11 protein-coding genes are annotated in these 12473 nt (G+C 60.5%); all 11 read right to left on the reverse strand.

Annotated features, from left to right (window positions below):
* Positions 1 to 26: 26 nt before the first annotated feature.
* Positions 27 to 1385 carry a UDP-glucose/GDP-mannose dehydrogenase family protein gene (locus BFC21_RS05450; RefSeq protein WP_088377358.1) on the reverse strand — a complete coding sequence of 453 codons (1359 nt, stop codon included), beginning with the start codon at positions 1383 to 1385 and terminating at the stop codon, positions 27 to 29.
* Positions 1382 to 1783 carry a 4-amino-4-deoxy-L-arabinose-phosphoundecaprenol flippase subunit ArnF gene (gene arnF / locus BFC21_RS05455; RefSeq protein WP_016780880.1) on the reverse strand — a complete coding sequence of 134 codons (402 nt, stop codon included), beginning with the start codon at positions 1781 to 1783 and terminating at the stop codon, positions 1382 to 1384. The genes BFC21_RS05450 and arnF overlap by 4 nt, the downstream gene beginning before the upstream one ends.
* Entirely contained in the window at positions 1780 to 2124 is a 345-nt protein-coding gene (gene arnE / locus BFC21_RS05460) for a 4-amino-4-deoxy-L-arabinose-phosphoundecaprenol flippase subunit ArnE (protein WP_095004896.1), read from the reverse strand. The genes arnF and arnE overlap by 4 nt, the downstream gene beginning before the upstream one ends.
* Positions 2121 to 3770 (reverse strand): lipid IV(A) 4-amino-4-deoxy-L-arabinosyltransferase, encoded by a 1650-nt coding sequence (gene arnT, locus BFC21_RS05465; protein WP_088377360.1) that lies wholly within the window; start codon positions 3768 to 3770, stop codon positions 2121 to 2123. Before arnT ends, arnE begins: the two co-directional genes overlap by 4 nt.
* On the reverse strand, positions 3767 to 4651 hold the full coding sequence (gene arnD / locus BFC21_RS05470) for a 4-deoxy-4-formamido-L-arabinose-phosphoundecaprenol deformylase (protein ID WP_086797092.1): 885 nt from the start codon (positions 4649 to 4651) through the stop codon (positions 3767 to 3769). The genes arnT and arnD overlap by 4 nt, the downstream gene beginning before the upstream one ends.
* The gene (gene arnA / locus BFC21_RS05475; protein ID WP_120265776.1) at positions 4651 to 6642 is read right to left on the reverse strand and encodes a bifunctional UDP-4-amino-4-deoxy-L-arabinose formyltransferase/UDP-glucuronic acid oxidase ArnA; all 1992 of its coding nucleotides are present in this window, start codon (positions 6640 to 6642) and stop codon (positions 4651 to 4653) included. The genes arnD and arnA overlap by 1 nt, the downstream gene beginning before the upstream one ends.
* A complete protein-coding gene (arnC, locus tag BFC21_RS05480; protein ID WP_088377362.1) occupies positions 6639 to 7652 on the reverse strand; it encodes an undecaprenyl-phosphate 4-deoxy-4-formamido-L-arabinose transferase in 1014 nt (337 codons plus the stop codon). Before arnC ends, arnA begins: the two co-directional genes overlap by 4 nt.
* Before the next feature lie 479 nt (positions 7653 to 8131).
* A complete protein-coding gene (gene efeO, locus BFC21_RS05485) occupies positions 8132 to 8956 on the reverse strand; it encodes an iron uptake system protein EfeO (RefSeq protein WP_086797094.1) in 825 nt (274 codons plus the stop codon).
* A gap of 26 nt (positions 8957 to 8982) precedes the next feature.
* Complete coding sequence (gene efeB / locus BFC21_RS05490) at positions 8983 to 10293, reverse strand: iron uptake transporter deferrochelatase/peroxidase subunit (RefSeq protein ID WP_088377363.1); 1311 nt, start codon at positions 10291 to 10293, stop codon at positions 8983 to 8985.
* A 17-nt stretch (positions 10294 to 10310) separates the two neighbouring features.
* The gene (gene efeO / locus BFC21_RS05495) at positions 10311 to 11504 is read right to left on the reverse strand and encodes an iron uptake system protein EfeO (protein WP_088377364.1); all 1194 of its coding nucleotides are present in this window, start codon (positions 11502 to 11504) and stop codon (positions 10311 to 10313) included.
* An 8-nt stretch (positions 11505 to 11512) separates the two neighbouring features.
* Positions 11513 to 12355 (reverse strand): iron uptake transporter permease EfeU, encoded by an 843-nt coding sequence (efeU, locus tag BFC21_RS05500; RefSeq protein WP_095004902.1) that lies wholly within the window; start codon positions 12353 to 12355, stop codon positions 11513 to 11515.
* Positions 12356 to 12473: the final 118 nt, after the last annotated feature.

Here is a 12473-nt window from a genome sequence, read left to right on the forward strand (position 1 = left end):
TTGCCAATGGCGGCGCTGCTAGATCATCAAAGGGCTGTCGAGCCTACCGGCAAGTTGCAGGACTCGCCTCGTCCCATCGGGAAGTACTGCAAGCCGATCTTGGCCAGCCGCTCACCGTCATACAGGTTACGCCCGTCAAAGATCACCGGAGTATTCAGACGTTGCTTGATCAGGTCGAAGTCCGGCGCCTTGAATTGCTGCCACTCGGTACACACGATCAATGCGTCGGCGCCGTTGAGGGTCGACTCCGGCGTGCCCATCAGGCTAAGACGCGGCTCGTCGCCGTACAGGCGCTGGGTTTCCTGCATGGCTTCGGGGTCGAAGGCGCGCACGTTGGCCCCGGCAGCCCACAAGGCCTCCATCAATACGCGGCTGGGTGCGTCGCGCATGTCATCGGTGTTGGGTTTGAACGCCAGCCCCCATAACGCAAAGGTCTTGCCCTCAAGGTTGCCCTTGAAGAACGCGTTGATGCGCTCGAACAGCTTGTGCTTCTGCCGCTCGTTGATCGCTTCGACCGCTTGCAGCAAATCGCTGGAGCAATTGACCTGCTGGGCACTGTGGATCAGCGCGCGCATGTCTTTGGGGAAGCACGAGCCGCCATAGCCACAGCCCGGGTAGATGAAGTGATAACCAATGCGCTGGTCGGCGCCAATGCCCAGGCGCACGGCTTCAATGTCGGCCCCCAGGTGCTCGGCCAGTTCGGCAATCTGGTTGATAAAGCTGATCTTGGTCGCCAGCATGCAGTTGGCGGCGTACTTGGTCAGCTCGGCGCTGCGCAGGTCCATGAAAATGATGCGGTCATGGTTGCGGTTGAACGGGGCGTACAGGTCACGCATGACCTCGCGTACTTCTTCGCGGGCGCAGCCAATGATGATGCGGTCCGGGCGACGGCAGTCGGTGACGGCGGAGCCTTCCTTGAGGAATTCCGGGTTGGACACCACGTCAAATTGCAGTGTGCGCCCGGCCTGTTCCAGGGCCTTGTTGATATGGGCGGTCAGCGCGTCGCCGGTGCCCACGGGCACGGTGGACTTCTCGACCAGGATCAGCGGCTCCTTGCGGTGGCGGGCAACGGCGTCACCTACGGAGAACACCTGGCCCAGGTCAGCCGAGCCATCTTCGCTTGGCGGCGTGCCTACGGCGATAAACAGCACCTGGCCGTGTTCGACGGCAGTTTTTTCATCGCTGGTAAAGCGCAGGCGTTTGCTTTCGAGGTTTTCGCGAACCAGGGCAGACAGCCCCGGCTCGAAAATGCTCACGTGGCCTTGTTGCAGCGACTCGACCTTTTTCTGGTCAATGTCCATGCAGATCACATCGTGGCCGACTTCCGCCAGAACCGTCGCCTGCACCAGGCCTACATAACCACTACCAAATACACTGATTTTCATGCGCAGTTCCTGCGGGTACGTCGAGAATTGATGGTCAGCACCCCCAGAATGACCAGTGTCACTCCAAGGGTTTTTGAAAGGGTGAAGCTTTCATGGAAAACCGGCAGGCTCGCCGCCAGCAGGTAAACCAATGCATAACTGATACTCAGCAGCGAATAGGCGCGGCCCAGCGGCAAGTCGCGCAGGGCCAGCAACCAGCACAGCATCGACAGGGCATACGCAACGATTGCGGCAAACACCACGGCCAAAGCCATCAGAGAGACATCGCCCTGGCTGATGGCGGCCAGCCATTGAGCCGGCTCGGGCAGGCGCGTCATGCTCCAGCGCATGCCCAGTTGGGCGCCACTGACCAGCAACACGCTGCCTGAAGCAAAAGCAAATCCACGGTACAGGCTCATGCGTGTTGCCCCAGCAAAACCACCCCGGCGATCACCAGCCCGACGCCCAGCCAATGGCGCAGGTCGATGGTTTCCTTGAACAGGTAGCGGGCCACCAGGGTGATCAGTACAAAATTCAGGCTGAGCATCGGGTAGGCAACCCCGACCTCAAGCCGTTGCAACACCAGCAACCACACCAGCAAGCCCAGGCCCAGGCACAGCAGCGCCAGCCATAACCAGGGCGAGCGCAGTTTCTGCCCTATCCCGGTTTCAACCCCGCGCCAGCCTTCGACCGCGTACTTCTGGGCGATCTGGCCGGCACAGGTCAACAGGCATGCCAACAGCAATAGCGTCAGGGTCATGGAGCAATCTGCGGGTAAATCAGAATCACCATGTTGCCTTCGTCATAACGTTTGGCATCTTTGGGCAGCTCGTCCATTTCATGGCTTTCATCGCTGTCCTTGACGCGCATCACCACGCCGACCGGGCCTTTGCGGCGGGCATCAGCCATCCACGGGCCCACTTCGGCCAGGCCAATGCTTTTGCCCTTGGCATCGTCGTAGGTCAGGCCGTACTTGACCTCACCCTGGGTGTTGTAGAGCGTCACGTCGGGGCGGCGCAGGCGCCAGGCCAGGGCAGAAGCAGCGCCCAGGTCGTTACTGAGGAAGGTTTTGGCCTGGGACAGCTCATCCATATGCTCAAGCACGAACTGATCGGGCATTTTGTTGTGCACCACGCTGGTCGGCATGGCGGCCGGCAGTACCAGAACCAGAACACCCATTGCCAGCGCCGGCGCAGCCCACATTTTCAGCGGTTTGGCCAATGTCAGCAGGCCGGTAATGATCCACGTCAGCAGCACCACGACCAGCAGGGCCATGTGCAGCGGTTCGTTGTCATAGAACGGCTGCTTGACCTGGAAGTACACCAGGGCCAGCAATGCCGCGCTGCCGCCGATCAGGTTGAGCGCGCCATTGAAGCGCAGGGCGCAGGTTTTGGCCTGCTCAACCCGTTGCATCATCGCGTGGCCCAGCAGCAGTGCCAGCGGCAACATGCACGGCATGATATAGGTCGGCAGCTTGCCCTTGCTCAGGCTGAACAAGCCCAGCGGCAGCAGCAGCCACAACAGCACGAAGACGATGCTTGCATGACGCTTGTTGCTCCAGGCGTCCTTGAAGGCCACCGGCAGCAGGGCTGCCCAAGGCAGGCTGGAGACCACCAGCAGCGGCAGGTAGAACCACCACGGGCGTCCGTGCTGGGCATCGTCACCGGCAAAGCGGCGGATATGCTCGTGCCAGAAGAAGAAACGCCAGTAGTCAGGCTCCTGGGCGTGTACTGCCAGCACCCACGGCAACGAGACAATGGCCGCAACCAGCATGGCCACCAGGCCGTACTTGACCAGCTCCAGGAAGCGCTTTTGCCACAGCATGTAGGGCAGGGCAATCAGTACCGGCAGCAGCAGGGCCAGGAAGCCCTTGGTCATGAAACCCATGCCGCAGGCAAAGCCCAGCACGGCCCAGCTGATCAGGCGATCACGGCTGGAACGGCTGTCGACGGCAAACCACAGCGCTACCATGCTCAGGTTGACCCACAGGGTAAACTGCGGATCGAGGTTGGAATAACCGGCCTGGCCGGCAATCAGGCCAAAGGTCATGTACACCAGGGCACAGGCAAAGCTCTTGCGCGGGTCATTCCACAGGCGGCGGGCTACGGCATAGGCCAGGAACACGCTCAGGCCGGTGGCGATGGCCGAGGCAATGCGCACGCCGAAAAGGTTTTCGCCAAAAATGGCCTGGCCGATGGCTATCATCCAGTAACCGGCAATCGGCTTCTCGAAGTAGCGCAAGTCCATGAAGTGCGGCGTGACCCAGTTGCCGTCGATCAGGATTTGCTGGCCGATTTGCGCATAGCGCGTCTCGTCCGGGATCCACAGGCCGTGGGTACCCAGCGGCAACAGGTAAAAGGCAATAAAGGCCAGAACCAGCAGCGGTATTGTCCAGCGTGACGTCATGGCTTTTGCACTCCCAGCCAGCCTTCACGGCCTTCCAGTACGCCACGGCTCAACTGCCCGGCAGGCAGGCTGTCGAGGTCGGCGGGGAGCAGGTCGCGCAGGGGGTGAAAGTGAATGTCCCGTGCACGGGCTTGCGCCAGCAATTGACGGAAGTCGTTGGCCATTAGAATCCCTTCTACTTCAGCGTGAATGGTGTACGCATTCAGCTTTTGCGGGCTGAAGCGATCAAGAATGAATGAATTGAAATCGGCGGCACTCAGCTCTGGCCCGACCACTTCATCGAAAGTGGGTAAATCCACAGGGATTTGCGGCGCGCCCAGCCTGCCGTCGGCCAACCTTGGCCGAAACAGACTGTGCCCGCGGCAATCACTGTTGTAGCGAAAACCAAAGGTTTCCTTGGCCTGGACCACGCGTTCGTCGGCACGCCAACCGGCGGCGGCCGAGCATTCGACCGCCTCCCCGGTGATGTCGCTCAGGGTGTCGACACCCCGGCGGATCTGCTCGATCAGTTGCGCTTCGCTCCAGCGTGCGGTGTTGGCCTGCCAGCCGTGGTGATCCCAGGCGTGCAGGCCGACCTCATGGCCAGCGGCCAGGGTCTGGCGCATCAAATGCCCCAGATCCTTGCCGATCGGTTTGCCCGGCCAAGCGGTGCCGGCGAGCAAGATATCCCAGCCATAAAGGCTGGCGGCCTTGGAACGCATCATTTTCCAGAAAAACTGGGGCTTGATCAGCCGCCATAAATGGCGGCCCATGTTGTCCGGCCCCACACTGAAAAAAAACGTGGCCTTGATCTGGGCTTCATCGAGCAGTTCGAGTAACCGCGGAACCCCCTCACGGGTTCCGCGGTACGTGTCGACATCAATGCGTAGTCCAGCTTGCATCAGCGTTTTTCCGCGATTTCTACCATGGCTTCACGCAGGAAGAAGTCCAGGGTCTTGCCAATGGTTTCGCTCAGTTCTGTGGTCGGCGTCCAGTCGATCAGGCGACGGGCGTTTTCCACGCTTGGCTTGCGATGGCTCACGTCCTGGTAGCCAGTGCCGTAGAACGACTGGCTTTCAACGTCGCGGAAACCGGCAAACGGCGGGAAGTTGTCACGCAGCGGGTGCGCTTCGAACTGACGCAGCAACTCTTCGCCCAGTTGACGAATACTGGCTTCGTTGTCCGGGTTGCCGATGTTGATGATCTGGCCGTCGCACTTGCCACCCTTGTTGTCGATGATGCGTGCCAGGGCTTCGATGCCGTCGGCCACGTCGGTGAAGCAGCGTTTTTGCTCGCCGCCGTCTACCAGACGGATCGGGGTACCTTCCACGAGGTGCAGGATCAATTGGGTGATAGCGCGCGAGCTGCCAACCCGTGCCGAGTCCAGGCGGTCAAGGCGCGGGCCCATCCAGTTGAACGGACGGAACAGGGTGAACTTCAGGCCTTTCTGGCCGTAGGCCCAGATTACGCGGTCCAGCAGCTGCTTGGAGACCGAGTAGATCCAGCGTTGCTTGTTGATCGGGCCAACGATCAGGTTGGAGGTGTCTTCGTCGAAGTTCTTGTCCTGGCACATGCCATACACTTCGGACGTGGACGGGAAGATCACGCGCTTGTTGTACTTGACGCAGTAGCGCACCAGCTTGAGGTTTTCCTCGAAGTCCAGTTCGAATACGCGCAACGGGTTGCGGGTGTATTCGATTGGCGTGGCGATCGCCACCAGCGGCAGGACCACGTCGCACTTCTTGATGTGGTATTCGATCCACTCGGTGTGGATGCTGATGTCGCCTTCCACGAAGTGGAAGTTGGGGTGGCTGCGCAGGCGGTCGATGGCGTCGGAGCCGATGTCCAGGCCATACACTTCGTACTGGTCGTCCTGCAGCAGGCGCTCGGACAGGTGGTTACCGATAAAGCCGTTGACGCCCAGGATCAGGACGCGGGTGCGGCGTGCCGGGCGGCCGGACTCAGCGCCACGCAGGCGCGAACCTTCCACCAGGCCCAGTTCGCGGGCCAGTTGCGGGCCGCTCAGGAACAGGCCGTTGTCATTGCGCTGGCCGGCAGTGATGACCAGCGAGTCTGTGCCGCAGGCAATGCGCAGCGGGTCGCAGCTGATAACCTGGCCAGGTGCATGGCCCTGGTTGCCGGCAACCACTTCGGCGCCCCAGACGATCAGTTTGTGCTCGCCCACGGCGCAGAAGGCGCCCGGGTACGGTTGCGTGACAGCGCGCACCAGGTTGAACAGTTCTTCAGCCGGGCGGGTCCATTGCAGCAGGCCGTCAGCCGGGGTGCGGCGACCGAAGTAGGTGGCCTTGGATTCGTCCTGCGGGGTTTCGGTCAGCTTGCCTTGCGGCAGCAGCGGCAGGGCCTCGGCCAGCAGTTGGGCAGCCGTTTCGCGCAGCTTGGCGTGCAGGCTCAGGGCGGTGTCCGAGCGCTCGATGCTGATGCGTTGCTGGGCCAGGATGTCACCCGCGTCGGCGCGCTTGACCATGCGGTGCAGGGTGACGCCGGTTTCGGTTTCGCCGTTGACCAGCACCCAGTTGGCCGGTGCGCGGCCACGGTAGCGCGGCAGCAGCGAACCGTGCAGGTTGAAGGCGCCCTTGCTGACGCTGGCCAGCAGTTCTTCGCCCAGCAGGTTGCGGTAGTAGAACGAGAAAATGTAATCGGCGTTCAGCTTGCGAATGCGCTCGATCCACAGCGGGTGGTTGGCGTCTTCAGGGGCGTGGACCGGGATGCCTTTGCGCGCGCACAGTTGCGCGACGGAACCGTAGAAGTTGTTTTCCTTGGGGTCGTCAGCATGGGTGAACACAGCAGAAATTTCATAGCCTGCATTGAGCAAGGCTTCGATGCCTGTGCAGCCAATATCGTGATAGGCGAAAACAACGGCTTTCAAACTCATGATTGGACCTGTGTCGAAGTAGAAGAAGTCGGGTTGCTAGGTGTAACGGAAGAAGTTGCAGGCTCGGCGCGCACGATTTTTTCGATGAAAAACCGTGGCCGTGCACGTACATCGCTGTACATGCGACCCAGGTATTCACCCAGAAGGCCCATGCCGATAAATTGGCCACCGGTAAACACGAAGAGCACCGCAAACAGCACGAAAGTGCCGTCGCCTGCCCAGCTTGCACCGAAGATCAGACGCAACATGATCAGCGCGACAGCGAACAGCGCGCCCAGTGCGGCCATGCTGAAACCGATGATGCTCAGCAGGCGCAGGGGGGTGGTGGTCATGCAGGTGATCAGGTCGAACATCAGGTTGATCAGGCGCATGGCGCTGTACTTGGAGTCGCCGTGCTCGCGCTCGGCGTGCTCAACCAGCACCTCGGTGGTGTGGCGGGCAAAGCTGTTGGCCAGGATCGGGATAAAGGTGCTGCGCTCGCGGCAGGCCAGCATGGCGTCGACGATGCTGCGGCGATAGGCGCGCAGCATGCAGCCGTAGTCGCTCATGGCAACCCCGGTGGAGCGTTGCACAGCGAGGTTGATCAGGCGTGATGGCCAGCGACGCCAGGCAGAGTCCTGACGGTTGTTGCGCACGGTGCCCACCACGTCGTAGCCCAATGCAGCCTGTGCCACCAGCCGTGGAATTTCTTCCGGCGGGTTTTGCAGGTCGGCATCCAGGGTGATCACCACATCGCCTTTGGAATGCTCAAAGCCGGCCATGATTGCGGCATGCTGGCCGTAGTTGCGGTTGAGGATCACGGCAACCACCGGGCTGCCTTCACGCGCGGCGGCGTCCTCGAGGATTTGCGCCGACTTGTCCCGGCTGCCATCGTCGACCAGCACGATTTCATAGGCCTGGCTCAGTTGGGCGCAGGCGGCTTCGGTGCGGCGCAAGAGTTCGGGCAAACTTTCTTCTTCGTTGTAGACCGGAATGACGATCGACACACACTGGATTGGGTAGGGTTTCAAGGTATTCGTTCCAGTCAGTTTCAATGGCACAAGACGACATGTCTTTGTTGACCAAACTCGGGGCACTGCAAAGACTCTGGCCCTTTACGAGTAAAGCCGGTTTTTAACAAAGGTAAAGTCGTTCTAAAGCGTTATCTACATGATTTTGTTGCAAACTCTTCGGGCTTTGCCTGATGGGCTGCTGCATACGTTAAACGCCTCCTTGTGAAAAACCTATGAAAGTTGGATCAACAGCGCGTCCTTTCTAAACGCTAGACAGGTGCTATTCAGGAAAGTAATTACAGTACCTAAAGTTCGCATGACAGGACGAGAGTGGTTTTCATGAATCAGAAGATTCTTACATTGCTTGAACGATTTTGAACAGTGACCTGATGCAGGTTTTAAACCAGGTGAGTAATAAATACGGGGATAATGGCACAGCGCCAACCTGCGGATATGTGACGTGAGTCACATCGGTTGGCGCTGTAAAAAGCCTTGAATCAGTTCAAGCCCAGCTTGCCGCGCAGGGTCGACAGGTCTTCAGCCAGGGTATTGACCGGTCCGACAAGGGCCTTGCGGTCGTTTTCCTTGACCTTGTCGTAGGTCTCAAAACCGCCATCGGCGGTTTTGTATTTGGCCAGGATGGTGTTCACCGTGGCGAAGTTTTTATCCACCTTGGCAGCGAAGGCCTTGTCGCTTTGCTCGATTTGCGTGCGGAACAGGTCAAAGATTTTTTTCGCGCCGTCGACGTTGCCCTGGAAGTCATACAGGTCGGTGTGGCTGTAACGGTCTTCCTCGCCGGAAATCTTGGTGGCGGCCACTTCTTCCATCAGCGCAGCAGCACCGCCCACGACTTTCTCTGGCGGGAAGGTCAGCCCGGCCACGCGGGCTTGCAGGTCCTTGACGTCGCTGTTCAGGCCGTCCGCGAGCTTGTCGAGGCCCTGGGTGCTGTTCTGGGCGAACAAACTGTATTCGATGCGGTGAAAACCGGTGAAATCGGGGGCGGTGACGCCTTTTTCATGATCGTCGACCCGCGAGTCGATCGAGGCGTCAAGGTCGCTGAACAGCTCGGCAATCGGTTCGATCGACTCGTAGTACACACGGGTTGGCGCATAGAGTTTTTTCGCCGTGGCCAGATCACCTTTTTTCACTGCATCGGTGAATTTTTGCGTGTTGCTGGCCAGTTCGTCCAGTTGCTCGGTGACGTAGATCTTGTAGTCCGAAACAGGTTGCACCAAGTCCAGGGGCGCGGTGGCGGCCAATGCCGAGAGCGGGGTGTGGAGCAAGCCCAGGGCCAGGAACAGTGCGAGCGGGGTCTTCTTCATGGGACTTTTTCCGGTGAGGTTGAGGTTCAGGTGCGCGTTGCAGCTTCAAGCAGCGAGCGGCCGATAAAATCCTGCCCGTCGCGTACGCCCGGCAGGGTGAAGAAATAGCCGCCCCCTACAGGCTTGAGGTATTCCTCCAGCGGCTCGCCGTTGAGGCGGGTTTGCACGGCGATAAAGCCTTGCTCCAGGTCGCGCTGGTAGCAAATGAACAGCAGGCCCATGTCCAGCTGGCCGTTTTTGTTGACGCCATTGGAATAATTGAACGGCCGGCGCAGGATCAGGCTGTTGCGCGTTTGCGCGGTGCGCGGGTTGGCCAGGCGGATATGGGCGTCGAGCTTGGTGAGCTTGCCGTGGGGGTCCTTGCTGTAATCCGGTACGTCGGTTTCCCGGGTGCCGTCCATAGGCGCGCCGCTGGCCTTGGTGCGGCCAAAGATGCTTTCTTGCTCTTGCAGGGGGGTGCGGTCCCAGCGTTCAACGAAGTTGCGGATGATGCGCACCGCCTGGTAGCTGCCATTGACTGCCCACTGTGGCTCGTCGCTGCCGGGCTGGACCCAGACGATCTGGTTCATGGCCGTGTTGTCGTTGGAGTCGGGGTTGGCCGAGCCGTCACGAAAGCCCAGGAAGTTACGGGCACTTTGCGCCGGTTCACCGGGCTTGGCCGGAGCTTGCGGCGGCACGGTGCCTTCCTGTTTCCAGCGCACCAGCAGCAGGTCAGGCAGGTTTTTCACGATGTCGCGCAACGCGTGGATATTGGTGTCTGCGGTGTTGGCGCAAAACTGCAGGCTCAAATCGCCGTGGCACTGGGCCGGATCCAGGGCATCGTTGGGGAAGCCTTGCATGCGGCTGAGGCGCTTGGGCTTTACCTTGGACAGGCCAAAACGCTCATCAAACAGGGACTCGCCCACGGAGACGGTGATGGTCAGGTTGTCCGGGGTGACCACCGGGCCCAGGATGCCCGAGTCCACGGGCGGCAGCTTGGGGTCGACCTGGGCGACCGGCCCGCCTTTTACCAGAAAGGCAATGCGCTCATTGAGGGTGCGCAGCAGGCGTTCGAGGTCTTCACGGTTCGTGGCCAGCACATCAAAGGCCACCAGCATGCCTGCGGCCGGGCGCGGGGTGACGATACCGTTCTGGTGCTGGCCGTAAAAGACGTGGTGGTCCTGGGTCTTGTCGCTGCTGGGGGCCTGGGCGACTTGCGCATTGCCGGGGTTGCTGGCGGCCAGGGCCGGGCAGCTTAGCGCACCGCCGGCCAGTGCGGCACCGGCGACGCCCATGCCCATGAGAATGCGCCGGCGTTGCAGGTTGAACTCGTTCGGGGTGTGTTCTGAATCGCTCATGTGCGTCTCGTCTGCAATTACAGGCCGCTAAGGCCGAGGGCGGGATCGATTCCATCGAGTGCATCGGCCAGAGCCTTGGCCTTGTAACTGATTTGCTGGCGTTGCCCGGCACTGACGGTGTCGTAGGTGGGGAAGCCCTGTGCCGTTTTCAAACCGTCGAGTTCGGCATCCAGCGCTGCACTGGCGTCATCAATGGTGCGCAGCAGATCGGCATTGTTCTTGTTCAACAGGGGGCGCAGCAGATCGACCACTTTGTGCGTTACCTGCAGGTTGGCGGCAAAGCCATTGAGGTCGATATGGCTGTAGCGTTCTTCTTCACCGCTGCTGGCACGGGTGTCGGCCAGGTTGTGCAGGGTGCGGGCGACGATGCTGACCAGTTGCTCGGGCGGCAGCGACTGGGCCAGCAACTGTTGCTTGAGCAGTACGCTATTGGCCAGCAACTGTTGTGCAATGGGCGTCAGGCCCTGGGTGCTGCGCTGCTCGAACAGGCCGTACTCAAGGCGGTGGAAGCCGATAAAGCCCGGGTCCTGTTCGCGTTTTTCGAAATAGTCGGCGCGGGCGTTGATGCTGTTGTCCAGTTCGGCCAGGCGCTGTGCTGCCGGGGCCAGGCGCTGGTAGGCCTCGCGAGCCGGTACATACAAGGCCTGGGCCTGAGCCAGGTCGCCTGCGGCAATGGCCTGGGACAGGGCATCGACGGCCTCGGTCAGGGCATTGCCCTGGCTGCTCAGGTAAACCCGGAACTCCGACAGCGGGCCAATAAATGCCACCAAGGCGGGGCGTGCCCTGGCGCTGGCTTCAGATGCAGCGGTCGGGGTTACATGCAGGGTGCCGCGCGGATTGCTGAGCAGGCCGCAGGTGATCGCGTAGTCGCCGGGGGGGAGTGTGGCGTTGATCACCTGGCTCAGGCCCGGGGCGATATTTTCCCGCTCTTCGACCACCAGCACGCCGTCGAGAATTTCCCATTCCACCGCGCGCTCGGAGGCATTGACGATACGAAAGCTGTTAAAGCCGGCTGGTACCGTCAGTGCATTGGGTTCGCAACTATGGGGGTGGATGGTCACGGTGACTTCATTGCCGTGAACCTTGCGCTTGGCCGCAGCCAGTTGCGAGGCGTAGTAGAACAACCCGCCGGCCGCGATCATCACGATCACCGAGCCGGCCACCGCCCAGCGCAAGGCGCGTGGCGGTGTACCGCTTGCAGGGGTAGGCATGCTTGACCTTATGGGGTTGTGACTGAGGAAGAGTGGGCGGTCTTGGGCGGTGCCGGCGAGCGAAAGAACATCACCAGCGTCACGACCAGATAAATCACATAAGCACCGAGCACGCTGACGGTGGGGGCGTCCTGGTAGCCGAACATCCCGGCGAGCACCGAACCCAGCGGGCCATCCATTGGCAGGTGGCTACTGATGTCGAAGACCACATCCTGCAGATGGTTCCACACGCCAGCTTCGTGCAGTGCCTGTACCGAGTTGGCCAGAATCCCTGCGGCGACCACCAGAATGAACAGCCCGGTCCAGCGGAAAAACAGCCCCAGGTTCAGGCGCATGCTGCCGCTGTAAATGGCGAAGCCGACGCCGATGGCCAGCAGCAAGCCGAGCAGGGCGCCCAGCGGTGCGGCCGGGCCTTCGCTTTGCTGGAAGACGGCGAGGAGAAAAAACACGGTCTCCAGCCCTTCGCGGGCGACAGCGAAGAAGACCATTGCAATCAAGGCCGTGACCTGATGTTTGGAGCCGGCGAGGGCGTGGTCGAGGGAGGTATGCAGCGAGTGTTTGATCGAGCGCGCGACCTTGCGCATCCAGAACACCATCGAGCTGAGAATGCCGACGGCGACAAGGCCGACAATACCTTCAAACAGTTCCTGCTGCTTTTGCGGGAATTCGGCGCTCATCAACTCCAGTCCGCCACCGACCAGCAATGACAGCGCAGCGGCCAGGAAGACCCCGATCCATACAGCGGGCATCCATTGCCCACGGCCGGTTTGCTTGAGGTAACTGGCAATGATGCCGACGATAAGCGCGGCCTCAATCCCTTCGCGCAGCATGATCAGAAATGGAACCAGCATGGTGGGCTACCGCGTCACAAATTAGATAGGGTGCTAATTTGTAACTTATTGATACGTATTGCCAAACAAGAATCGATTGCATTGCCTGAACGGTAGCTGAACGAAGATGGGTGTGTCT

This window comes from Pseudomonas sp. TMW 2.1634 (genome assembly GCF_001703595.1).
Classification (GTDB): domain Bacteria; phylum Pseudomonadota; class Gammaproteobacteria; order Pseudomonadales; family Pseudomonadaceae; genus Aquipseudomonas; species Aquipseudomonas fragi.